Origin of the sequence: Anaerotignum sp. (genome assembly GCF_030625865.1) — a bacterium.
Taxonomy (GTDB): domain Bacteria; phylum Bacillota; class Clostridia; order Lachnospirales; family Anaerotignaceae; genus Chakrabartyella.
On record NZ_DAOUQB010000014.1, the window covers coordinates 40,630 to 63,517 of the forward strand.

25 protein-coding genes are annotated in these 22,888 nt (G+C 39.4%); 17 read left to right on the plus strand and 8 right to left on the minus strand.

Annotation, left to right across the window (positions count from 1 at the left end):
* Positions 1–10 precede the first annotated feature (10 nt).
* From P9Q65_RS05845 to P9Q65_RS05860, 4 genes are all read right to left on the minus strand, one after another.
* Entirely contained in the window at positions 11–1,228 is a 1,218-nt protein-coding gene (locus P9Q65_RS05845) for a phosphatidylinositol-specific phospholipase C/glycerophosphodiester phosphodiesterase family protein (RefSeq protein ID WP_304508430.1), read from the minus strand.
* Between the two features lie 55 nt (positions 1,229–1,283).
* Positions 1,284–1,589 carry a DUF1292 domain-containing protein gene (locus tag P9Q65_RS05850; RefSeq protein ID WP_304508431.1) on the minus strand — a complete coding sequence of 102 codons (306 nt, stop codon included), beginning with the start codon at positions 1,587–1,589 and terminating at the stop codon, positions 1,284–1,286.
* 67 nt (positions 1,590–1,656) lie between these two features.
* The gene (locus P9Q65_RS05855) at positions 1,657–3,039 is read right to left on the minus strand and encodes a DEAD/DEAH box helicase (protein WP_304508432.1); all 1,383 of its coding nucleotides are present in this window, start codon (positions 3,037–3,039) and stop codon (positions 1,657–1,659) included.
* A gap of 87 nt (positions 3,040–3,126) precedes the next feature.
* Entirely contained in the window at positions 3,127–3,825 is a 699-nt protein-coding gene (locus P9Q65_RS05860; protein ID WP_304508433.1) for an N-acetylmuramoyl-L-alanine amidase, read from the minus strand.
* Between the two features lie 352 nt (positions 3,826–4,177).
* Here P9Q65_RS05860 and serC point away from each other — a divergent pair, with 352 nt between their 5' ends.
* From serC to P9Q65_RS05880, 4 genes are all read left to right on the plus strand, one after another.
* Entirely contained in the window at positions 4,178–5,263 is a 1,086-nt protein-coding gene (gene serC, locus P9Q65_RS05865) for a 3-phosphoserine/phosphohydroxythreonine transaminase (RefSeq protein WP_304508434.1), read from the plus strand.
* A 10-nt stretch (positions 5,264–5,273) separates the two neighbouring features.
* Positions 5,274–6,443: a 3-phosphoglycerate dehydrogenase family protein gene (locus P9Q65_RS05870; protein WP_304508435.1), complete on the plus strand. Its 1,170-nt coding sequence runs from the start codon at positions 5,274–5,276 to the stop codon at positions 6,441–6,443.
* Between the two features lie 13 nt (positions 6,444–6,456).
* Positions 6,457–7,707, plus strand: a complete 1,251-nt coding sequence (locus tag P9Q65_RS05875; RefSeq protein WP_304508436.1) for a DUF1015 domain-containing protein — start codon at positions 6,457–6,459, stop codon at positions 7,705–7,707.
* A gap of 131 nt (positions 7,708–7,838) precedes the next feature.
* Positions 7,839–8,012: a hypothetical protein gene (locus P9Q65_RS05880; protein ID WP_304508437.1), complete on the plus strand. Its 174-nt coding sequence runs from the start codon at positions 7,839–7,841 to the stop codon at positions 8,010–8,012.
* A gap of 220 nt (positions 8,013–8,232) precedes the next feature.
* Here P9Q65_RS05880 and P9Q65_RS05885 read toward each other — a convergent pair whose 3' ends face one another.
* Positions 8,233–9,402, minus strand: coding sequence for an iron-containing alcohol dehydrogenase (locus P9Q65_RS05885; protein WP_304508438.1), 1,170 nt, complete (start codon positions 9,400–9,402; stop codon positions 8,233–8,235).
* A gap of 341 nt (positions 9,403–9,743) precedes the next feature.
* Here P9Q65_RS05885 and P9Q65_RS05890 point away from each other — a divergent pair, with 341 nt between their 5' ends.
* On the plus strand, positions 9,744–10,319 hold the full coding sequence (locus P9Q65_RS05890; RefSeq protein ID WP_304508439.1) for a DMT family transporter: 576 nt from the start codon (positions 9,744–9,746) through the stop codon (positions 10,317–10,319).
* Positions 10,262–10,666, plus strand: coding sequence for a DMT family transporter (locus P9Q65_RS05895; RefSeq protein ID WP_304508440.1), 405 nt, complete (start codon positions 10,262–10,264; stop codon positions 10,664–10,666). Before P9Q65_RS05890 ends, P9Q65_RS05895 begins: the two co-directional genes overlap by 58 nt.
* An 88-nt stretch (positions 10,667–10,754) precedes the next feature.
* On the opposite strand, the gene asnB is transcribed toward P9Q65_RS05895, so the two are convergent.
* Together asnB and malQ are read right to left on the minus strand one after the other, a co-directional pair.
* On the minus strand, positions 10,755–12,587 hold the full coding sequence (asnB, locus tag P9Q65_RS05900) for an asparagine synthase (glutamine-hydrolyzing) (protein WP_304508441.1): 1,833 nt from the start codon (positions 12,585–12,587) through the stop codon (positions 10,755–10,757).
* Between the two features lie 79 nt (positions 12,588–12,666).
* Positions 12,667–14,247 carry a 4-alpha-glucanotransferase gene (gene malQ / locus P9Q65_RS05905; protein WP_304508442.1) on the minus strand — a complete coding sequence of 527 codons (1,581 nt, stop codon included), beginning with the start codon at positions 14,245–14,247 and terminating at the stop codon, positions 12,667–12,669.
* A 358-nt stretch (positions 14,248–14,605) separates the two neighbouring features.
* Between malQ and P9Q65_RS05910 the strand changes: the two genes are divergently transcribed.
* The 11 genes from P9Q65_RS05910 (at position 14,606) to P9Q65_RS05960 (ending at position 22,260) form a co-directional block, all read left to right on the plus strand.
* Entirely contained in the window at positions 14,606–14,980 is a 375-nt protein-coding gene (locus P9Q65_RS05910; RefSeq protein WP_304508443.1) for a hypothetical protein, read from the plus strand.
* Positions 14,981–15,073: 93 nt separating this feature from the next.
* A complete protein-coding gene (locus P9Q65_RS05915; protein WP_330695246.1) occupies positions 15,074–15,427 on the plus strand; it encodes a sulfite exporter TauE/SafE family protein in 354 nt (117 codons plus the stop codon).
* Positions 15,424–15,792 (plus strand): sulfite exporter TauE/SafE family protein, encoded by a 369-nt coding sequence (locus P9Q65_RS05920; RefSeq protein WP_304508444.1) that lies wholly within the window; start codon positions 15,424–15,426, stop codon positions 15,790–15,792. Before P9Q65_RS05915 ends, P9Q65_RS05920 begins: the two co-directional genes overlap by 4 nt.
* Before the next feature lies 1 nt (position 15,793).
* A complete protein-coding gene (locus P9Q65_RS05925) occupies positions 15,794–15,964 on the plus strand; it encodes a hypothetical protein (RefSeq protein ID WP_304508445.1) in 171 nt (56 codons plus the stop codon).
* A 146-nt stretch (positions 15,965–16,110) separates the two neighbouring features.
* On the plus strand, positions 16,111–16,437 hold the full coding sequence (locus P9Q65_RS05930) for a hypothetical protein (protein ID WP_304508446.1): 327 nt from the start codon (positions 16,111–16,113) through the stop codon (positions 16,435–16,437).
* Entirely contained in the window at positions 16,421–17,104 is a 684-nt protein-coding gene (locus P9Q65_RS05935; RefSeq protein ID WP_304508447.1) for a TIGR01906 family membrane protein, read from the plus strand. The genes P9Q65_RS05930 and P9Q65_RS05935 overlap by 17 nt, the downstream gene beginning before the upstream one ends.
* A 1-nt stretch (position 17,105) precedes the next feature.
* Entirely contained in the window at positions 17,106–18,119 is a 1,014-nt protein-coding gene (locus tag P9Q65_RS05940) for a hypothetical protein (protein WP_304508448.1), read from the plus strand.
* Positions 18,112–18,516, plus strand: a complete 405-nt coding sequence (locus P9Q65_RS05945; protein WP_304508449.1) for a GerW family sporulation protein — start codon at positions 18,112–18,114, stop codon at positions 18,514–18,516. The genes P9Q65_RS05940 and P9Q65_RS05945 overlap by 8 nt, the downstream gene beginning before the upstream one ends.
* Before the next feature lie 35 nt (positions 18,517–18,551).
* A complete protein-coding gene (locus tag P9Q65_RS05950) occupies positions 18,552–19,751 on the plus strand; it encodes a Card1-like endonuclease domain-containing protein (RefSeq protein ID WP_304508450.1) in 1,200 nt (399 codons plus the stop codon).
* A gap of 18 nt (positions 19,752–19,769) precedes the next feature.
* Positions 19,770–20,375 carry a TetR/AcrR family transcriptional regulator gene (locus tag P9Q65_RS05955; protein ID WP_304508451.1) on the plus strand — a complete coding sequence of 202 codons (606 nt, stop codon included), beginning with the start codon at positions 19,770–19,772 and terminating at the stop codon, positions 20,373–20,375.
* A gap of 325 nt (positions 20,376–20,700) precedes the next feature.
* Positions 20,701–22,260, plus strand: coding sequence for a sodium/proline symporter (locus P9Q65_RS05960; protein ID WP_304508452.1), 1,560 nt, complete (start codon positions 20,701–20,703; stop codon positions 22,258–22,260).
* 119 nt (positions 22,261–22,379) lie between these two features.
* On the opposite strand, the gene tnpA is transcribed toward P9Q65_RS05960, so the two are convergent.
* Positions 22,380–22,841 (minus strand): IS200/IS605 family transposase, encoded by a 462-nt coding sequence (tnpA, locus tag P9Q65_RS05965; protein WP_304508456.1) that lies wholly within the window; start codon positions 22,839–22,841, stop codon positions 22,380–22,382.
* Between the last annotated feature and the right edge of the window lie 47 nt (positions 22,842–22,888).

Below are 22,888 nucleotides of genomic sequence, written 5' to 3' on the forward strand. Positions count from 1 at the left end.
TAGCACGATTTTACCCCTCTGTCAAGGAAATCGTTTCTGCATCAAATCCCAAAAGTGTGGTCATCTGACCTAAAGGTACATAGATTTCTCCATCCACCAGTATAGGATAAATTTTTGTTTCCTTTCCGTTAAAAAGCAAACGAAAATCAGCCTTTTTCATAATCAAATTTCCTCTAAGGTCTATTAAAATCTCATTTCCCAAAGAAGAAAATTGTTTTCCGGAAAGTAAATTTAATGTCCTGTTTTGACAGTCAAATTGTGTAGAAAACTTCTTTTCAGTGGTCGCCAACTGACGTAGTGGTACATAATCCTCATTAAAAATTTCAAGGGTATCCAGAGTATACTCCGTTTCTCCAAAACGGAACGTCTTTTTCTCTACCTTACGGCTGTCAGATCGCCCTACCCAGTTTAACTCATAAGGCTTGATTCGGTCTGTATAAATTCCGTCAATCCCCAAATCCAGTAATTCTTTAAATTGCTTATATCGGTTAATGGTGTGGGTATAAACCTTAATTCCCTTTTCGTGGAGCGTATCCAACACCCCTTTTGTAACACGTGAATACTCAATGGTAACTGTACCAATTCCTTTTTCTTCGCAGAAATCTGCAATTTCCGGATAATCAGGATAATAATTTAAATATAAGGTATAAATCCATTCTTGAAAGGGATAAATTTCTTTTACCCAGTCATACATTTCCTCGTTATATATCTGAGGTATGATGCGCTCCAATACTTGGGGCTGTTCCATAGCCTCGGCAATTTTCTTCAAATCGTTAAATTGCTTTTGCACTGTCTCCTTGTCCGTATCCTTTGTATCGGTTATCAAATATACATCAGGATATTCCACCATCAACCCCAAAAGATCCACCGCTGTTAAAGGTGTTTGTTCATAAATAATTTTGCTGTTTTCATATGTATTCTTATCCATCACCAAAGGCTGATTTACATCCTGTTCCAAACGGTAATAGGAACCATCCTCTTCAAAATCGTGGCGGGCAACCAAAATGCCGTCAGATGTATATGTAAAATCCACCTCTAACACACGAAACCCATTCCCCCAGGAGGCTATAAATGCCTCCTTTGCGTTGGTTTCAATTTTTCCGTCAACCTCCCCCAACGCATGGGCAACCAAAGGGTTTTCCTCTTGCCACCCGGCAAACGCTGTAACAGGCAAGGTAGTGCCAAGCATTGCCGCCAGCATCACTGCCGTCATTCTTTTCGCAAACATTCCCTTTCCTCCTATAAAAACAGAAAACGGGGATATTCTCCCCGTTTCAAATTTTTTATTCCTCTTCTTCTTCAAATAATTCATTGAATGCGGCGGATACTTTGTCAAACAATTCATCCTCTTCAATTACATTCAGTTCAATTTCGTCGCCGACTTCCTTGTATTCATACAATAATACTGTTTCATCTTCCAATGGCATTAATGCAATAAATTCCTTACCTGCAATGCCCTCCACATCAAATACGCCAAGAACTCCGCATTCCAATTCTGTATCATCATCCAGAGTTAAAAACATTGTTTCTAAGCCCATCTCTTCATTTTCATGCTCGTGGTCGCATCCACATCCGCAATTGTCACTCATATACAGTACCTCCTTTAGGCAAATCTATTTACTTTTCTATCATACCCTATTCTAAGCATTAGGACAATTATTTTTTTTGGTTTTGCAATTTATTTTTCTGTTTTTCCGCCTGCTTTTTCGCCTTTGCGGCAAAAAAACCTAATTCTTCTTTTTTATCTTCTTTTTTAACTGTCTTTTTGCCCAATGCTTTCTGATGAAAAGAAGATGCCTTTTTCCGTTTCTCTTCGCTGTAAACTATGCCTTCTTCTATCTCTTCCATTTGAGGTTTCTTATTTTTTTTCGGCTTCTCTAAGTCCTTTTTGGTTTTGGCGCTATCTTCCAGTTTGCCAAAGGACATTTCTTTTTGCACAAACTGAAGTCCCCATACCTTTTCATACTTATGCACCCACCGTCTTTCATAGGGTGTCACCAAGGTAATTGCAGTGCCTTCCTCTCCCTTTCTCCCACAGCGCCCGGCCCTGTGCAGATAATGACTTGGCTCCTCTGGTACATCCATATTAATGATATGGGTTACCCCTTCAATATCAAGACCTCTTGCGCCAATATCCGAAGCCACCAAAACATTGATTCTGCCTTGTCGGAAATCCTCCATGGCATTTTTCCGATCTAGCTTCCCCGCTTTTCCATAAATTCCTGCGGCTTTTATGCCATGATAACATAGTTTGTCTACCGTCACTTCAATATTTTCAGGATTATTCAAAAAAACCATAGCCCTTTCGGGTTTTTCTCCTGCCAAAATTTTTCTAAGCTGTAAAAACTTCTCTCGGTGTGTTGTCAAAATATAAAAATGGGAAATGCCCTGGGGAACCAAACTGCCGGTCTTGGCTTCAATGAACAGCCCATCCTCCTTCATAAGGCCCTTTCCTCGCATTCTGGTTTCCTCACCAACAGAAGCGGAAAGTAAAATTATTTGTCTCTCTTTTAATGTGGATTTTATAACTCCTGTTACATCCCCAAAATTACCATCTTCCAAAAGACGGTCTCCTTCGTCTAAAACAATTGTTTTTACCAAATGAGCCGGTATTTTTTTACGCTTAATAAGATCCAAAATTCTCCCTGTGGAGCCAACGATAATGCGTGGTTTCTCCTTAAGCTTATCCATTTGCCGTTTCATCCCCGCCGATCCAATCAGCAGCATGCAGCCAACATCAAGACCGCTGTTTGCTTCCAGCAGTTCTGCTTGATGAAATACCTGGGCTGCCAACTCATGGGTTGGAGTTAAAATAATAGCCTGAGCACCCTTAATGTTCAAATCCAAACGCTGAAAAATAGGCAAGAGATAGGCTAACGTTTTGCCTGAGCCCGTTTCAGAACGTCCCATTACATCCTTGCCCGATAAAATCAGCGGTATCATATGCTGTTGTATTTCTGTGGGCGTTTCTATGTCCTGCTTTATCAGTGCATCCACCAAAGCCGAAGATAAACCCAATTTTTCAAATCTATTTTCCATGTTCTATTCCTTCCTTATTTTAGGAACAAGCCTTTTCGTTTATTATTCCAATTATAGCCTGTTTTTATGAACATGTAAACAAAATCATCAGATACCTTCTTCTCCCGAAAAATAATCGGTAATACCCAAATAAATTGCCCATGCCAGCTTATCTTGATAGGCCTCGTCGTTCAAAAGAGCCTCTTCCGTGGGGTTGGAGAGAAAGCCGCACTCCACAATGATTGCAGGAATTTCCGTGGTACGCAATATGTAATAGTCACTGTTTTGCTTTGCCAGCCTCTGGTTTTCACTATCTACCTTTGACTTGAGTTCATCCTGAACAGATTCCGCCAGTCTTTTTCCTTGCTCACTCGATTTATGATAAAAAACCTGGGCACCCTTTACGCCCGTAGATGGAAAGGCATTTTGATGGATGCTTACCAAAATGTCTCCCGAACTCTCATTAGCAATTTTTTTTCGTTCCGCCATATCTGCTCTTTTCTTACTGCCCAAAGCTTCATCCGTGGCACGGGTGATATATACCGTGGCCCCACCTTGCTCTAAATACTGCTGTAACTTTCCCATAATCTTCAAATTGATATTTTTTTCGTCCTCTCCGCCAACTCCTGTCTTACCGGGATCCCAGCCGCCATGACCGGCGTCCAAAATAATCACTTTTTGATCAACCGGAAGCAATACACGAACACTTTCCCTGTTTTCTTTTACAGAAAGACACAAACACAATCCAATCACTGCACAAAGGCAAAAAACTTTATATCTATCTTTGACGAAAAATTTTCCTTTCATTTGTCCGCCCCCTTTCTAAATAACCTTATGAAAAATTAGCTGAAAACTTTCTACATTCTTTATAATTTTAAAAATATTCATAAAAAATCTTTGTTAACTATACAAAACCCTTCTTTCCCCCCGCCTTTTTCATAAAAAAGGCTGTACATTTTGCCAAAGATTTCACAAAACCCTTCTTTTTTTTTGCCCGTTCCTCCAAAAAATGAATCGCATGCAAGAAAATGCCTCTTTTTGGTTGACGGTTTCTGTCAAGGTGCTATAATTCTTTGTATAATATTTTTCGTACATTTGACCACCCTGTAAAGACAAGATGGCAAATGTTTCATATCAAATAATTTTAGGAGGCTTATTTATGGAAAAAAGAGTATTTAATTTCTCAGCAGGACCATCCATGCTACCCGTAGAAGTATTGGAACAAGCACAACGCGAGCTTGTTTGTTACCCTTCCTGTGGTATGTCAGTAATGGAGATGAGCCATCGATCTAAAATGTTTGAATCCATCTTGGCAAAAGCAAAGGCAGATTTAAAAGAATTGATGCATATCCCTGATAACTACAAAATTCTGTTCCTTCAGGGTGGGGGTTCCACACAGTTTGCAATGATTCCCATGAACCTGATGAATAAAAATAAAAAAGCAGATTATGTTTTAACCGGTCAATGGGCAAAAAAAGCAGCAGAAGAAGCAAAAAGATATGGCCAGGTAAATATCGTGGCTTCCTCGGCTGATACCACTTTCAACCGCATTCCTGAATTGGATGCCACAAAAATGGATCCCAATGCCGATTATTTTTACATAACTTTGAATAATACCATCTACGGCACACGCTGGACACAGTTGCCAGATACAGGTAATGTAACCTTAGTGGGAGATATGTCTTCTTCCATCCTTTCGGAAGAAATTGATATTACCAAGTTCGGTCTGCTTTATGCAGGCGCACAAAAAAACTTGGGTCCGGCAGGTGTAACCGTTGTTGTCATTCGTGAAGATTTATTGGGGAATGCCATGGATTTTACACCAACCATGTTGCGTTATGATATTCATGCGGAAAATAACTCTTTATATAATACCCCGCCTACCTATGGCATTTATTTTATGGGCTTGGTTTTTGACTGGGTAAAGCGTCAAGGCGGTGTAGGTGCTCTGCAAAAAATAAACGAACATAAAGCTTCCTTGCTTTATAACTTTCTGGACGAATCTTCTTTATTCAAAGGAACCGTAGTACCAAAAGACCGTTCTTTGATGAACGCCCCCTTTGTACTGCCCACGGATGAACTGAATGCAAAATTTATTAAAGAAACAGAGGCCTTGGGTTTTGTAAACCTAAAAGGACATCGCACCGTTGGCGGTATGCGTGCTAGTATGTATAATGCCATGCCTGTAGAAGGGGTAGAACAATTGGTTGCTTTCATGAAAAAATTCGAAATGGAAAATAAATAAGGAGATAATTATGTTTACAATTCGTACATTAAATAATATTGCACCGACGGGCTTGGCAAAGCTGTCGGAGAAACAATTTATCATAGATGATGCTTGTGAAACTCCCGATGGAATTATTTTGCGAAGCTGTGATATGCACTGCATGGAATTAAACGATGAGTTGCTGGCAGTTGCCCGTGCAGGTGCCGGAACAAATAACGTTCCCGTTGATTACTGTTCACAGCGGGGCATACCTGTCTTTAATGCCCCCGGGGGTAATGCCAACGCCGTAAAAGAATTGGTTTTAACAGGCTTGTTTATTTCCTCCCGCCGTATTGTAGCCGGTTCCAAATGGGTACAGTCCATTGCAAATAGCGAAACATTAAACAAAGATATCGAAGCAGGGAAGAAAAACTTTGTTGGCCCCGAAATTTTAGGAAAAACACTGGGTGTCATCGGTCTAGGTGCCATTGGTGTTTTGGTTGCCAATGCAGCCCTTGATTTAGGCATGGATGTCATTGGGTATGATCCTTTTCTTTCTTTGGAATCCGCTTGGCATCTTTCCCCTTCTGTGGAAAAAGCCGATTCCATTGAGGACGTCGTTGCAAAAAGCGATTATATTACATTGCACATTCCTTTGAATGATAAAACAAAGAATACATATAACGAAGAATTGTTTGCTAAAACAAAAAAAGGGGCTCGTTTATTAAACTTTGCAAGGGGCGGCTTGGTTGACAATCAGGCAATGCTCAAAGCCTTGGAAGACGGCATCATTTCCCGTTATATTACAGATTTCCCAGAAAAAGAACTCTTAGGGAATGAAAACGTCATTGTAACCCCTCATCTTGGCGCCTCTACTCCGGAATCCGAGGAAAATTGTGCCATTATGGTTGCCCAAGAACTGCGGGATTATCTGAACTATGGAAATGTAAAAAACTCAGTAAACTTCCCTAACTGTACCGTACCTTATAACGGTAAACCACGTATTGCCGTTTCTCATAAAAACATCGTGAATATGATCGGTCAATTAGGCGCTGTTTTTACAAAATATAGTATCAATATTGATAAATTGGTCAACAATTCTAAAGGCAATTTGGCTTATAACATCATCGTTTGCGATAGTCTGCCTGAAAATGAAGAGGATTTGATTCGAGACTTGTATGCAATTAACAGCGTAATTAAAGTACGCTTACTGAAATAAGGAGGACAAAATTATGGCTACCATCAGACCCTTTATGGGGATACGTCCCCAGGCAGAATATGCCAAGGATGTGGCTGCACTGCCCTATGATGTAATGAACAGCGAAGAAGCAAGAGAAATGGTAAAAGGAAAACCTTATTCCTTTTTACATATTGATAAAGCAGAGGTTGATTTACCCGAAGAGATTGATATTTACAGCGATGCTGTTTATGAAAAAGCAAAAGAAAATTTGGATAATATGATTGCCAAAGGTATTTTTACTCAAGACCTACTTCCCAATTTGTATATTTACCAATTAACTATGAACGGCAAAAGTCAGACCGGGCTGGTTGCCTGTACCTCCATTGATGAATACCTAAACGGTATCATTAAAAAGCACGAGCTTACCCGTGCAGATAAAGAGGCTGATAGAATTCGCCACGTTGATACTCTAAACGCTAATACCGGCCCCATTTTTTTGGCATATAAAAATAATGAAATGGCTAAGGTTATCATTGAAGGTTGGAAAACTGCCAATAAACCTGAATATGACTTTGTTTCCGAGGATGGAATCGGCCATACTGTTTGGGTAATGGATAGTGACACGGAAATCGGCATTTTAGTTGATTCCTTCCGTAAGGTCGAAAATTTTTACATTGCTGATGGTCATCATAGAAATGCCTCCGCCGTAAAAGTAGGATTAAAGAGACGAGAACGAAATGAACTATATACAGGTGACGAAGAATATAACTATTATCTTTCCGTACTCTTCCCTGCTGATGAACTAAAAATTATGGATTATAATCGTATTGTAAAAGACTTAAATGGTCATACTGAAGAAGAATTTTTATCACTTTTAACCTCAAAATTTGAAGTTACGCCATATTTAGGAAAAGGACAGCTGCATCCCGAAAACCCTCACCAGTTCGGAATGTATCTGGCAGGTAAATGGTTCTCTTTGACTACGAAAAAAGAAGCCATCTCTGATGACCCTGTATTGGGACTGGACGTCTCCATTTTGCAAAAAGAGGTTTTGGAACCCCTTCTTGCTATTGGTGATCCTCGTACGGATAAACGAATTGATTTTGTTGGTGGTATCCGTGGCTTGGCCGAATTGGAAAAGCGGGTTGATAGCGGCGAAATGAAGCTGGCTTTCTCCCTTTTCCCTACTTCTATGGACGAATTAATGAATGTGGCAGATGCAGGCTTGATCATGCCTCCAAAATCCACATGGTTTGAACCAAAATTAAGAAGCGGCCTGTTCCTTCACGATTTGGGCGAATAAACATCTTCCCGGGTATGGAAATTTCTCCACAACCCGGGATTTTTAATTTTTTTATTTCCTAAAATTTTAGTTTTTTCATAGAATAAAAAATTCCTCTTTTCCGCATACTAAAGCAAAAAGGAGGGATTACAATGAATAAATTTACCACAGGCCTTGTCATTGGCGGTATTGCCACCATAGCCGGCGTTTCTTATTTGATGCAGGATCAAAAAGCCTACCGTAAAATGATGAAGAGAGGCAAAAAAATGGCTGTAAAAGCTGAGGAAGTCATTGATGATATGATGGATGATATCATAGAAAGATGAACCCAAGCCTACCATGAATTAAAACTTTAATGAAGTCGTGTTTTCATAAAAGGTTTAGAATTCGTTTCTGCAAATGCAAACCTTTTTAAACCTAATTCTCTTAAAATATAAAGCCCGTATGCAAAAATTCAAAAAATGAATTTTTGCATACGGGCTTTTATTGTATTACCTTAAATAAAAAACTTGGCAACTATAAAACGAGCCATTTTTATAAATTTTTCTATTTATATGATTTCTCATAAATTTTCAAGCAGTCCTGAAAGGCTAATTCACCGGGATCTCCTTTAAATAAACCACCCATGGTTTCGTATGCCGCCTTGGTATACATGGTAAGGTCCTCTTTCTTAATTCCATAATCGGACATTTTCAAGTCATCCACACCACAAGAAACCATTAATTCATGGAGTGCTGTTACAAAATCCTCAGGATTTTCCGCATCCTCTTTCCCCAGAGCTTTTGCCATATCAATCAATCTTTGATTTACAATACCCGTCTTCGCCCAATATGCATAATACGCCTCGCAAATCATAATCAGCCCTGCCCCATGCTCAAGCTTTGGATTATGTCCGCTTAAAGGATGTTCCATGGCATGCTCTGAGATACAACCGCTGATGCTCTCAGACATCCCCGAAAGAGTATTAGCCAAAGCTACATTTTCACGCGCTTCCATATTTTCCCCATCGTTAACTGCCACAGGCAAATACTTTCCAATCAACTCAATGGCCTTTAGCGTATACATGTCATTGATGGGATTCGTATTTTTGTTTAAATATCCTTCCGTGCTGTGGAATAAAGCATCAAAACCCTGATAGGCAGTTAATTTTTCCGGAACCGTCAGCATCAACTCTGGATCAACCACGGAAAGCACAGGGAAAGTTTTATCATATCCAAAACCAATTTTTTCATTTTTGTCTTGATGGGTTATGACTGCCCAAGGGTCTGCTTCCGTGCCTGTGCCTGCGGTGGTTGTAATGGCAACAATCGGTAACGGAGAATTCTCAGGTATCTTGCTTCCCCCCGATCCGCCAAAAATATAATCCCAGATAGTTCCCTCGTTGGTTGCCATAACTGCAATGGCCTTTGCAGAATCAATAATAGAGCCGCCGCCCAATCCAATCACAAAATCACAAGCCTCTTTTTTGGCAAAATCTGCCCCCTCCATTACATGTGCCTCAATGGGGTTTGGCAGAATTTTATCGAATAAAACATAAGTAATCCCTGCTTTATCCAACTGTTCTTCCAGCCTTTTCAAGTAACCAAATTTTTTTACCGATGTACCGCTGGAAATAACAATCAAGGCCTTTTTCCCCGGTAACCTCTGCTTATGAAGCTTGTCCAGCTGCCCACAACCAAAAAGTATCTTTGTGGGAACAAAATGTTGAAATTTCATATAAAAACCCCCTTTTTATTATAAAGTCTTTCTTGAAAAATTATGAAGTAGTAAAAAAATTTCTGTTTCCAGCAATGCTTTCTCAAATCCAAATCAAATTTCTTGCCTGCCAAGAGAAAGAGCTATTTCAATGGGTAATTTTGATGCCTTTAGTATATCACACTGGAAGCCTTTCTACTATAAACATCCTCTTCTCTCTCATCAAAATCAACAAAAAAAGATAAAAGTTTTCAGCCAAAATATGACTTTCCACGAGGTTCCTTTTCCTTGTGCAATACCTATTGAAATAACATATTTGGGGTGATATAGTGGGTGGATAATGAGAAGGGAAGCGGGTACATATGAACGATAAAAAAAGGGTCTTTCTGGCCGACTGTGCTTTGGTTTTAGCCGCTGTTTGTTGGGGTGGCGGTTTTATTGCGGGAGATATTGCAGTGCAATATTTTAGTCCCTTTTATATTTTGGCCATTCGTTTTTTGTCCGCTGCTTTGATTATGTTTATCTTTTTTGGTCGAGTGATTCGCCGTTGTGGAAAAGCCGAAATAAAGTCAGGCTTGATACTGGGCACCTTGTTTTTCTTTGTCATGCCATTACAGGTGATTGCCCTCATATATACAACACCTTCAAAACAGGCCTTTCTTTTGGCGGGATATGCAGCAATGGTGCCGTTTATATCTTGGATCGTGCTTGGAAAGCGCCCCAAAATAAACTCTTTTATTGCAGGCATTCTGGTTATGATTGGGATTGGGTTAATCTCCCTAAACGGTTCTTTATCAATACAATTGGGAGATGGTCTTTCCTTAAGTTTTTCTGTTTTTTATGCAATCTTCGTTGTTCTAACCGGAATCTTTGCGGGGAAATGCAATCCTCTTGGGATGTCCTTTTCTCATACCTCACCACCGGCCTACTTTCATTGATTGTAGCACTGGTTTTCGAGGAGCGGCCAACAACGTTTCCCACAGCAGGGGTAATGTCCTTGGCGTATTTGGCTTTCATAAATACTGCCGTTGCCTATACCTTGCAAAATGTGGCTCAAAAATATACATCAGACACCCATACCGCAATTTTACTTTCTACCGAGAGCTTATTTGCTTTTATTTTCGGCGTATTTTTTTATGGTGATCCTTTTACACCACGAATTTTAATTGGGGGGCTCATTGTATTTTCAGCTGTAATCATTTCAGATCTTAAATGGAAAAATCATCCAATTACAAATGAAGCTATAGAAACTGAAATCCCAAATACAGAATCAAATGACAATTAAAAAAACAGTTAGAGGCATAATACGCTTCTAACTGCTTTTTGCAGATCTACATCCTTACCATCTTTCTGCGCACATTAGCGCATAGATTTTATGATGCTGTTTCCTCAAAATATTGTTTATGCCATACTAAAAACATAAAGATTGTCCAAATTTTACGGCTGTTATCCGCCTTTCCTGCCCTGTGATCATCCAGATACTTCACAATCTCCGCTGTTTTGAAGAATTCCTGGGCAGCCTGGGAAGTAAAAGCATCTTTCACAATATTATAATACTTGTCCTCTTTTAGCCAAATACGAATGGGCACGGGAAATCCTAACTTCTTCTTTTCTGCAACCATATCAGGCAAATAACGGTGTGCCGCCTGGCGCATGGCATACTTGGTATTTTCCTCATTCACCTTATACTTTGTTGGAACCGTACGGGCAACGTCAAATACCATACGATCCAAAAACGGTACACGTACCTCTAAAGAATGCGCCATACTCATTTTGTCTGCCTTCAGTAAAATATCCCCGATTAGCCAAAAATGAATATCAATATACTGCATTTTTGTTACATCATCTTGGTCTTTTACTTTATCATAAAAAGGCTTTGTCAGACGGGTATGATGATAATTTCCCGTGGGATTTTTCAAAATGCGTTCTCTTTCTTCTTCTGTCAGCATAAAAGCATTCCCAATAAAACGCTCTTGTAAGTCCTTACTTCCTCGAATCAGATAGTTTTTGCCTTTCATTTTTGGCAAACGCTTCGCAATTGCACCTAAGCCTTTGCGAATGGGTCTTGGTAAACAAGTTAAAGGGCGCAGATCATGGGGTTCTCGGTATATATTATATCCACCAAAAAACTCATCGGCTCCCTCTCCGCTTAGAGCAACCTTAACGTATTTTGCAGCTGTTTGGCTTACAAAATATAGAGCAATGGCAGAAGGGTCCGCCAAAGGCTCGTCCATATGATATTGAACCTTCCCTAACGTATCCCAGTATTCTTCCGTTGTAATCAGCTTGCTGTGATTTTCAATTCCGATTTTTTCCGATAATGCCTTGGCATAGTCAATTTCATTGTATTTTTCATAATCAAACCCTACGGTAAACGTCTTATCCCCATGGAAAGATGCGGCAACGTAGGAGCTGTCCACACCGCTGGAAAGAAAAGACCCTACCTCCACATCGCTTATTTTATGCTTCTTCACAGAATCCTGCATGGCAGCATCAATTTCTTCAATGAATTCATCCAAAGATTTGTTTTCCTCATTTTGAAATTTCGGTTCCCAATAACGCTTGATTTTTAGATCCCCGTTTTTAAAAGTAAAACAGTGAGAAGGCATTAAGCGAAACACACCCTTAAAAAAGGTTTCCGGTAAAACGCTGTATTGAAAAGTCAGGTAATTCTCCAAAGCCTCCTTGTTTACTTCCCTTTTAAAACCCGGATACTCCAAAATACTTTTGATTTCAGAGCCGTAAATCATCTGACCATCTTGTAATGCATAATAAAATGGCTTGATTCCAAAAAAGTCCCTTGCCCCAAAAAACGTCTGGTTTTTTGCATCCCAGATAACAAAAGTAAACATTCCACGAAGCTTGGGAAGCAAATCTTCACCGTATTCCTCATATCCATGCAAAAGAACTTCCGTATCGGAATTCGTGGCCATAACATGCCCTTTTGCTATTAAATCTTCTCTTAATTCCTGATAGTTATAAATTTCTCCGTTAAAGGTAATTACCATGTCCTTTGTTTCATTATAAATAGGCTGATGACCGCCCTCCAGATCTATGATGCTCAATCGGCGAAAGCCCATGGAAATACCATCATCAATGTAAGATCCACCGCTATCCGGCCCACGGTGAATAATTTTGTTTTTCATATTTTCCAAAATTTCTTCGGATGTGGCCAAACGGCCTGTAAACCCGCAAATCCCGCACATAATTTATTTCCTCCTAAAACGATAGGGTTATGATATAATTCAGGCTTAACTTTAGCACAAATTAGCAAAGAAAGCAATTCTAACCATTGTTTCTTCCAAACAGAAGAGAGAGGTAGCTGAGTCCCTCCAAGGAACCCTCGTTCCACATGTCCCATTGGAACATAAATGTCCAATTATCCTCAATGGTTCCCGGCTTATTCATACGGTATTCCTCTCCAAGACCCAAAACATCCTGTAGTGGAACAATTGCTGTTTGTGCAGGAGAAGAAAAAGCAAGACGAATCAAATCCCAATTTGGAGACGCACCAGTCACATTCATATATCGGCGAAAATGATCCTTTTCTTTTTCCGTGGCATTTTCATACCACCCCAGCGTGGTGTTGTTGTCATGGGTACCTGTATATACCACGGTATTGTTCTCATAGGAATGGGGTAAATAGGGGTGGTTCCTATCATCACCAAAGGCAAACTGCAAAATACGCATGCCCGGGAACCCTGTTTTTTCTCTAAGCCTGTGAACCTTCTCTGTAATAATCCCCAAATCTTCTGCAATCAGAGGTAATTTCCCCAATTCCTTTTCTAATTGATAAAACAGCTTCATCCCGGGCCCTTTTACCCATTGACCACTTCTGGCATCCTCCGCACCAAAAGGAATTTCCCAATAGGATTCAAAACCCCGAAAATGGTCTATTCTTAAAACATCCACATCCTCTAAGGCTTTGCGGATACGGGAAACCCACCATTGGTAGGAAGTCTTTTCGTGATAGTTCCATTGATAAAGGGGATTTCCCCATAACTGCCCCGTTTCGCTGAAATAATCCGGAGGAACCCCCGCCACCACCGTGGGGAATCCCAAGCTGTCCAGTTGAAAGGCTTTTTGGTTCGCCCAAACATCCCCACTATCATAGGAAACAAAAATGGGGGTATCTCCAATGATTTGAATTCCATTTTCGTTGGCATATTTTTTCAGTGCCTGCCACTGCTTCTGAAATACAAATTGTAAAAAATACTCCCAAAGTATTTCATCTTTTAATTTTGCCGCCCATTCCACTAATGCTTCAGGTCTTCGCTGTCTCAGCTCTTTTGGAAAGGAGCACCAGCATGCCGTATAAAAATAGCCTTTTCCTTTTTCCTCGGGCAAAAATTTCTTTGTCTCTTGAAGAAACTCCAATAATCCGCTCTCATCTTCTTTTCTTTTTTCCACCAGATATGCCTTCACCGCCATAAAAAGGGCATAATCTTCCAACCAATATTTATTTTTCATAAAAAAATCATCAAAATCCTCTATAGGCAATTGATGGCAAAACTCTGAAAACGCCCTTCGCAGCAAAGGAAATTTGATTTGCCTTGCCATCCCATAATCAGTCTTGACAAATAAAGCCTGCCTTGCCTGTTCCACTTCTTTTTCTAAAAGAAGCCCCTCTTCCGCCAATAAATCCAAGCTAATATAAAGTGGCTCTCCTGCAAATGCTGATGTACTTTGGTAAGGCGATCCACTGTCATCCACAGGACAAAAAGGTAAAATTTGCCATAACGTTTGCTTTGCCGCTACTAACTTCTCTATAAAACCGTAAGCATCCTTGCCAAAATCGCCAATACCAAAAAAAGAAGGAAGAGACGAAAGGGGCAAAAGAATTCCACTTTTTCTGCTTTTGAACAAGACAACAGCTCCTCTTCATTTCAAATTTAAAAATTTTATCTAAATATGTTTCCATAAAACTCCCATTTAAAATTACGCTTCTTTGGAAAAATGCTCATTTTCTTACAATATGCTGTTTCAAAAATTTCATACACAATCCTCCATTGTTTTTCCTTAAATCACAAAGCTTGAATGAAATACGATGGCGTTAGTTATATTTTTTAAGATACTAAGGTATATTTTAGCAGTTTTTCACTCTTCCAGCTATCCGCATTTATGCTAAAAATTCCCCATAATGCCAATGAAAACGAAGGATTTTTTTTTGTTTCCGTCAGACAATATTAGTGCAAAGATTTTTTGCACAAGGAGGGTATTTATTATGAAAAAGAGCGGTTTCATTGCAATGGTAGCAGTTATGATGCTTGCCTTTGGCGGCTGTGGCACATCTGCTAACAACTTAGGCGGTGCAACAGACGGTTATGGATATGGTTACAATAGCTATGGCTATAATAACTATGACAGCGACGGTGCTCCCTATGGCGGATATAGCACTGGAACCTATACCGGCAACGGCGCTGCATATTGGGACGGTTATGGTATCAATAGCGGAAGACCTTTAACGGATAATACCGTAGGAAATACTTTAACCAATGATGCAAGAGATTTAGGCAACGGTATTGTAGATGCAGGTAGAGACGTCAAAAACGGTGTAAAAAACACACTGGATAACAGCACCGCAACGGTTGCAAGCTAATTATAACCGGCATCGAAAGTTTTTTTCTTTCGATGCCATACATAGAAAAGGAATTTTTCGCCATACTAGGAAAAGAAAGGCGGTGACATCTCAGTGCAAAATAAGGGAAAACAAATAGCCATCGGTCTGATAACAGGTTTTGCAAACGGTCTTTTCGGTTCCGGCGGGGGAACCATAGTTGTACCCTCAATGGAACGCTTTCTCGATGTCGAGGAACATAAAGCCCATGCAACCGCAATCAGTATTATTCTGCCCCTATCCTTGCTTTCCCTTGCTATTTATTGCTGGAAAACAGATGTTCAATGGAGTATTGCCTTATGGGCATCTACCGGAGGCATTGCAGGGGGCATTGTCGGTGCAAAGCTGTTGAATAGAATCAGCGGTATTTGGTTACATCGAATTTTTGGGTTATTCATGATTACGGCTGCATTAAGGATGATTTTATGATTTGGGTTATTGTCATTGGTTTCTTCTCCGGCATTATCAGCGGTATGGGTATTGGTGGCGGAACCATACTGATTCCCGCTCTTATTTTAATTCTCGGCTCAGAACAACACCAAGCCCAAGGAATCAATTTAATTTATTTTATCCCTACAGCTGTTGTTGCTTTAATTACACATACAAAAAATAAAAATGTGTTATGGAAAACTGCAAAACCGTTAGCTTTATTCGGCCTTGCGGGCGCAGCAGCAGGTTCATTTTTAGCCGTTTCATTGGATGCCGATTTACTACGAAAAATATTTGGTGGTTTTCTTTTTTTGATGGGACTAAGCGAAGTTTTTAAAAAGAAAAAACAAGAGAGGATGGATTAACATGAACAAAGACGAATTTTCCAAATTAAAGCTAAAATTTATACAGGCAGATTTAAACGAAAAAATTGCAATTTATACCCAAACCCCGGGATTAACAAATCCCCAATATAAAGAACTGTTAAAGAACTACCCTTATGAAAAGTTAGATAAACTGGAATCAGCTCTTCAATAAAATTGTTGTAGCATGTTTTAAACAATAAATTTGCCAGCATCCTGCACAGCACCCTCCAAACCGGGTGCTGTTTATTGCTTATTTTCTTTTTTGGTTTGTTCTGCTATAATAATGCTAAGAAATGGAAAGAAAGGTGGCGATGGCTGTTGAATTTAGCAGAAGACTTGTATGTAGCAGAAAATATCAGCGATTTAGAAACAGTCGTGTATGCTCTAAAGCGAAATATTCCTATGCCTCGCCTATATTGCATCGTTTTTATTTCCCAAAAAAATCGGTATGAATTGATTTCTTCATGGCAATTATGTAAGGGAACATTCCAACCCAAAGAAGGTATCATCGTAGGCATTGCAAACGGGAAACGGGAAACCTATGATCTTATGGCGTTTATCTTAGAAGAAGCTGTAAAAGAAAAGAAAGATTTATTAAACCCAAGTAAATGGATAGAAGGGATCATGAATGACGTTGGTGTATAAAAGCCTTGGTTTTTTAACCGGACTGGCACTTATGGTTATTTTACTAATCAGTTCAACGGAGTATGTGGTATACTACATGGACGGTTACTTCGAAAAAGAGTATAATAAATATGAAGTAACAAAATCAATAAATATTGAAATGGATGATTTGCTCACGGTTACTCAAGAAATGATGGATTATTTAAAGGGTGATCGGGAAGATTTGGTTGTTTATACAAAAATCGGGAACGCAGAGAGAGAATTCTTCAATGCCAAAGAGAAAAAACATATGCTAGATGTTCAATCTTTATTTATCAAGGCAATGAAACTGCGTCTTGCTGCAATATTATGTACCGTATTTATTATGGCAATTCTATTATTTTTTAAAAAAGGCTCTGCACTGTTTCGTGGCATTCAATGGGGCATTGCCGTCTTTTTTGGTGGATTATTCCTTTTGTTTGTTGTGATGGTTCATGATTTCAATCGGTATTTCACCTTGTTTCATGAAGTTTTTTTCAGTAATGATGATTGGATCTTAAACATCAAAACGGATTTGTTAATTAACATTGTTCCCGAAGGCTTTTTTCGGGATACCGCCTTTTGGATTTTAGGCATTTTTGGCGCAAGTGCTCTCATTGTCTGGATTTTATCCTGGTTTTTGGCAAAACGAATGAAGACAGGGGAATGATATGTTAGGCATACTATTGGCTGTGTTAAAGTTCATAGGGATTTTGCTTTTGAGTATTCTTCTGCTGTTTATTTTAATCATTACAGTAGTTCTCATCAGCCCTTTGAAATATCAATTGGCGGGAGAAAAAAAGGATGAGCTAAAAGGTGATTTTGCTGCCCATTGGCTGTTTGGCTTGATTCGATTGCAAGGTAAATATATCTATGGAAATGAGCCACAAATCACCCTAAAAATACTATGGTTTACCCTCCTGGGAGAAAAAAAGAAAAAAAGACAGAAAAAAAGGAAAACGAAACCCAGCCCTCAGCCAATCAAAACAGGTGGCACAGTTGCTGCCAGAGAAAAAACAGCGGCTTCCAAAAAACAGGCCTCCGAAAGCATTTATATGGCTGAATCTATATCACCAAAAAAGGCAGAGGAAACACAGCAAACGCCTTCAAAGGAAAAAACAGAAAATCCTATTGCCAACGCGCGTATTTCAGAAGCCCTTCCTCCAAAACCAAAGGTACGGCGGGTAAAGCTTTCAGAAATTCAAGAAAAACCTATTGCTGTTCCTATAGAAAAGGAAGAGGACGCTTTCTTTACAGGTACAGACGAAGAGGAAGAAGGAGATTCCGAAAACACCTCAATGCTGGACAAGCTTCGTTTTTATAAAAACAAGTTCCAAGAAATAGAGGAGAAGCGGGAAATATTTCATGCAGCAAAAAAACTCCTAAAACGACTCATAAAAGGCATTTCTCCCAATCAGCTTATGTTAAAAGCTACCGTAGGGTTGGGTGAGCCCGACTACACAGGTTATCTCATGGGTCTGGTGGGTGTTTTAACGGCAAAATTCGGAAGAAACATTCGTGTCAAGGCTGATTTTACCCGCCTTGTGGCGGAGGATATAGAAATAAATATAAAGGGAAAGCTAGTGATGGGCTATTTTCTATATAGCCTTTCAGCATTTCTATTAAAGAAGCCTGTACGTAGAATTTTAATCAAACTTTGGAAAGGAAGAAAGCAGAATGGGTAAAGATTTCAAAGAATCGGTAGATGTACTTTTCAATAAAGTTGAAGATTTGGTTTCCACAAAAACCGTAGTAGGTGAGGCAATTGTCATTGGCGATTTAACCTTATTGCCCTTGATTGAAGTATCCGTTGGCGCAGGAGCCGGCGCAAAAGAAAACATAAATGCTGCAGGTGGTGTCGGCGCAAAAATCACCCCTTCTGCCGTGCTGGCAATCCAAAACGGAACTGTTCAAACCATTAATATTAAAAATCAGGATGCAGTCAGCAAATTAATAGATATGGCACCTGGTGTAGTAAATAAATTGAATTTTGGCGCAATTTTTGGAAACAGGGATAAAAAAGAACCCCAAGAGGATGTTAAATTTGAAGAGGAAGTAATTATAGAAAAATTTGAAAAATAATCTGTACTAAATGGATTTGAAGGGAGATGATTCCTTTGGAACTTCTCATTGAATTTTATGATAAGGACGTCTTAAAAAACATTGTAGCACCTTTGACTTTGCGGCCAAAGAAAGTGATTTATTTTTATGATATCGGCATGAATGATATGCTGGTTTTCACTGCGCTAAAAAAATGTCTGGAACGAAATATCCCGGATATCAAGCTGGAGTATTACCCCATTGATATCTCCTCTGTTGATCGGATATCCCGTCAAATCGGTAGAATTATTGACCGCAACAGTATCGAAAAATGTGCCTTGGATTTAACCGGAGGCAGTGAATTAATGCTCCTTGCAGGATATAAAGCAGGGAGTAAATTAAATATTCCTCTGTTGCATACGGATCTTGTGAATAAGCGGATCACCGATTTAGAAGACGATAGTTTGGTAGCAAAAACCGTGCCTTTGACCCTAGAAGACTTTGTGGATGCAAAAGGCGCTTGTTTTATGGGCGAGTCACATCGGCCGCCTTCTGAGGAACGTTTCCTGGCAATTAAGGAAATGGCACGCTTTTTGTTTAAACACCTTCATCAATGGAGATATACTTGCAGTTTTTTACAAACAGTTGCGGCAAGAACCCTGCCCCATGAGCTAATGATGGAAAGCAAATGGAACATACATATAAAAAACGGCAAGGCTGTTTATCCAGACCAAGAGATTTTGGAAATGTTTCAAACCTTAGGTTTTATCCAAAATCTATCCGTACATGGAGAGTATGTTCGATTTGCCTTTAACACAATTGAAGATAGACAGTATTGCATCAGCTTTGGCGTTTGGCTAGAGCTTTATGTATATATTTCAGCAAAAGAAACCGGCGTGTTTCATGATGCAAAACTAGGCACAATGATAGATTGGGACGCTTATGACAATATTACCGTTGCGGGAAATGAGATAGATGTCATTTTAATGGACGACTCCCTGCCCGTGTTCATTTCCTGTAAATTACGAGATGCAGATACTGCGGCACTAAACGAACTTTTGATTGCAAAAAAACGTTTAGGTGGCTGGTTTTCAAAAGGTATTATCGTAACCTACAGCAAGGAAAAGAAAATCCATACAGGAACCTATAAACGTGCTCAAGAACTTGGCCTGGAACTTTTAGATGCCACAGATATCATGGCTGACGACTTCGGACAAAGATTGGTAAAAGCCATACGAGAGCATGACCTAGTAAATTTGAAATGGAAAAAGATCTAGATAACAGGGAGGAACAAAATGGCAAAAAGAAACAGCCGTAATACAAAAAACAAAATCATTACGGCGGCATGGAAGCTGTTTTATGAGCAAGGTTATGACGATACAACCATTGAAGAAATTGTGGAAGCATCCGGAACTTCAAAAGGGTCCTTTTACCATTATTTTGGTGGAAAAGACGCCCTCTTAGGCACCCTTGCCGATCTGTTTGATAATAAGTATCAGGAATTGATACCCCAATTAGATGACAACCTAGATAGCTTTGATAAGCTCATGTTTTTAAATCAAGAACTGTTTCTCATGATTGATAACAGTATCTCAATGGATTTGATAGCCAGATTATACTCCACACAACTTGTTACCAGTGGGCAAAAGCTTCTCTTGGATCATAATCGGATATATTATAAAATATTACGTCAAATTACCGCAGAGGGACAGCAAAAAGGAGATTTGCGCTCTGACATCTCAGTAAATGAATTTGTAAAAGCATACGCTTTGTGTGAACGGGCATTAATTTATGATTGGTGTGTCTGTAATGGGGAATACTCCCTTTGTCAGTATGCCAAACAAATCATACCTCTTTTTTTAGCAGGATTTCGTACAAAGAAGTCGAATTATATCGAATAATATTTTTAGAACAAAAAAAATATAAAATATCGTCTAGTTGAAACTCCTTGATTTATTAGGTTTTTTGTCTATTTTTCTATATTTAGTATAGTATGTATTCTATACTTTATTCTGCATTTTAGTCTTATCCATAGTATGTTATAATCATTTATACTGACTAGAGTCTTTCTGAAAACTCATTCTCCGATATTTGTAATCATTTTCTGCTAAGCAAAGAACATTGGATGGTCAATACCTAGGCTTAGCAGATAATTTTGTGTTCACAGACATAAGTCTGAAGTTTTGAGAAAAACTCTAGAAATGAATAGAGAAGGGATTTGAAATTATGACATCAGAACAAATATGTATCATGATTGCCATTACTGTTTATTTAATAGGCATGGTAGCTATTGGTATTTATTGGTCCAAAAAGAACGAAAACGTAGGGGATTTTTATCTGGGCGGCAGAAAACTCGGCCCCTTTGTTACAGCTATGAGTGCAGAAGCCTCTGATATGAGCAGTTGGCTTTTAATGGGTTTGCCCGGTGTGGCGTATCTTTCCGGTATTGCTGATCCAACTTGGACAGCAATCGGTTTAGCATTAGGTACCTATTTTAACTGGTTACTGGTGGCAAAACGTATCCGTATTTATTCCCACGAAGCGCAAAATTCCATTACCCTTCCGGACTTCTTTTCCCGAAGATATAGAGATGAAAAAAATATTTTAATGTGCATTGCAGCAGTGGTAATCATTATTTTCTTTATCCCTTATACAGCATCTGGTTTTGCTGCTTGTGGAAAACTGTTTAGCAGCCTATTTGGTATTGATTATCAAACAGCCATGATTATCAGTGCCATCGTTATCGTAGGTTATACCGCAACCGGCGGCTTCTCCGCCGCCAGTACAACAGATTTCATTCAGAGTATCGTCATGACAATTGCTTTATTTGTTGTAGTGATCTTTGGCGTCCACGTTGCAGGGGGATTAGATATCGTCATGGAAAACGCAAGGGCATTGCCTGGCTATTTAAGCATGATAAAAATGTATGTTATCTCCAGCAACTCTGAGACCCCTTATGGTTTTTTAACTATTTGTTCCACAGCTGCTTGGGGATTAGGCTATTTTGGTATGCCCCATGTTTTATTACGCTTTATGGCAATCGAAGATAAGGAAAAATTAGCCCTTTCTCGGAGAATTGCAACGACTTGGGTGGTAATTTCCATGATAGTTGCTGTCTTTATCGGCGTTGTTGGATATAGCATGTCAAAGGTTGGTGCCATTCCCGTTTTAGAGGGTTCTGCTTCTGAAACAATTATCGTCCAAATTGCAAACCTATTGAGTCAAAACGGTATTGCAGTGGCTTTTCTTGCAGGTATCATTTTAGCAGGTATTCTGGCAGCAACCATGTCCACGTCGGATTCTCAGCTTTTAGCAGCTTCCTCCAGCGTGTCCCACAACCTGCTGCAAACTTTCTTCGGCATCAAAATGTCTGAGAAAAAAGCAATGACTGTGGCAAGATGTTCCGTTATCATTATCTCCATCATTGCAGCATTTATTGCAAGAGATCCCAGCAGCTCTGTCTTTGGTATTGTATCCTTTGCATGGGCAGGTTTTGGTGCTGCATTCGGTCCCGTTGTACTGACTGCATTATTCTGGAGACGCTCCAATAAGTACGGTGCCTTGGCAGGGATGATTGCCGGGGGCTCCATGGTCTTTATCTGGAAATACCTCATAAGACCAATGGGTGGTGCTTGGAATATTTATGAATTATTGCCCGCATTTTTAATTTCCATGGCAGCTATCATCATTGTAAGCCTTTTGACAAAAGCACCGGAAAAAGAAATCACTGATGAATTCGATCGTGTTAAAGCAATCTATTTATCCAGCAAAAAAAAATTAAGCTAAATTACGTTTATAAAAAACCCATCCACGCGTCAAACGCGTGGTTGTCCTTTGACGGGCATAGCCCTATGTTCTTCGCATATGCGTAAACGCATAAAATAGGTCTGCCAACTGCGTGTCTGTTACCTGCTGCCCTTAAAAGGGCTTGTATCTGAGATGCGCAGTTGCTCTCCTATCTCATCTTCTTTCAGTTGATTCGTTATATATTCTGCTATCCTTCCTGCATTTTTCCCTGCTGTATCTACATAATATCCCTTACACCAGAATTCACGATTTCTATACTTGTATTTCAGCTCTCCGAACTGTTCATACATCATCGTACTGCTCTTACCTTTTAAATACCCCATAAAACTTGATATAGCCATCTTTGGTGGTATCTCCACCAACATATGTACATGGTCTGGACATACCTCTGCTTTTATTATTTTCACACCTTTCCATTCACATAACTGCCTTAATATTTTTCCCATTGCTTTTCTTTTTTCATAGTAAAATACTTTTCTCCTATATTTGGGCGCAAACACAATATGATATTTGCAATTCCATCTTGTGTGCGATAAACTATTTATGTCGCTTAGACTCACTTTAAAAACTCCCTTCGCTTTTTTGCAGTTGGCAGACCGCAATTTAT

Bases quoted from the DNA above. Each gene is read 5' to 3' on its own strand.
- P9Q65_RS05870 (WP_304508435.1), top strand. From the start codon at position 5,274: ATGTTTACAATTCGTACATTAAATAATATTGCACCGACGGGCTTGGCA.
- P9Q65_RS05925 (WP_304508445.1), top strand. From the start codon at position 15,794: ATGAACAAAGACGAATTTTCCAAATTAAAGCTAAAATTTATACAGGCA.
- P9Q65_RS05850 (WP_304508431.1), bottom strand. From the start codon at position 1,589: ATGAGTGACAATTGCGGATGTGGATGCGACCACGAGCATGAAAATGAA.
- P9Q65_RS05920 (WP_304508444.1), top strand. From the start codon at position 15,424: ATGATTTGGGTTATTGTCATTGGTTTCTTCTCCGGCATTATCAGCGGT.
- P9Q65_RS05860 (WP_304508433.1), bottom strand. From the start codon at position 3,825: ATGAAAGGAAAATTTTTCGTCAAAGATAGATATAAAGTTTTTTGCCTT.
- P9Q65_RS05885 (WP_304508438.1), bottom strand. From the start codon at position 9,402: ATGAAATTTCAACATTTTGTTCCCACAAAGATACTTTTTGGTTGTGGG.
- P9Q65_RS05895 (WP_304508440.1), top strand. From the start codon at position 10,262: ATGCAATCCTCTTGGGATGTCCTTTTCTCATACCTCACCACCGGCCTA.
- P9Q65_RS05855 (WP_304508432.1), bottom strand. From the start codon at position 3,039: ATGGAAAATAGATTTGAAAAATTGGGTTTATCTTCGGCTTTGGTGGAT.
- P9Q65_RS05955 (WP_304508451.1), top strand. From the start codon at position 19,770: ATGGCAAAAAGAAACAGCCGTAATACAAAAAACAAAATCATTACGGCG.
- serC (WP_304508434.1), top strand. From the start codon at position 4,178: ATGGAAAAAAGAGTATTTAATTTCTCAGCAGGACCATCCATGCTACCC.
- P9Q65_RS05875 (WP_304508436.1), top strand. From the start codon at position 6,457: ATGGCTACCATCAGACCCTTTATGGGGATACGTCCCCAGGCAGAATAT.
- P9Q65_RS05945 (WP_304508449.1), top strand. From the start codon at position 18,112: ATGGGTAAAGATTTCAAAGAATCGGTAGATGTACTTTTCAATAAAGTT.
- P9Q65_RS05940 (WP_304508448.1), top strand. From the start codon at position 17,106: ATGTTAGGCATACTATTGGCTGTGTTAAAGTTCATAGGGATTTTGCTT.
- P9Q65_RS05910 (WP_304508443.1), top strand. From the start codon at position 14,606: ATGAAAAAGAGCGGTTTCATTGCAATGGTAGCAGTTATGATGCTTGCC.
- P9Q65_RS05960 (WP_304508452.1), top strand. From the start codon at position 20,701: ATGACATCAGAACAAATATGTATCATGATTGCCATTACTGTTTATTTA.
- P9Q65_RS05890 (WP_304508439.1), top strand. From the start codon at position 9,744: ATGAACGATAAAAAAAGGGTCTTTCTGGCCGACTGTGCTTTGGTTTTA.
- P9Q65_RS05845 (WP_304508430.1), bottom strand. From the start codon at position 1,228: ATGTTTGCGAAAAGAATGACGGCAGTGATGCTGGCGGCAATGCTTGGC.
- P9Q65_RS05880 (WP_304508437.1), top strand. From the start codon at position 7,839: ATGAATAAATTTACCACAGGCCTTGTCATTGGCGGTATTGCCACCATA.
- P9Q65_RS05935 (WP_304508447.1), top strand. From the start codon at position 16,421: ATGACGTTGGTGTATAAAAGCCTTGGTTTTTTAACCGGACTGGCACTT.
- asnB (WP_304508441.1), bottom strand. From the start codon at position 12,587: ATGTGCGGGATTTGCGGGTTTACAGGCCGTTTGGCCACATCCGAAGAA.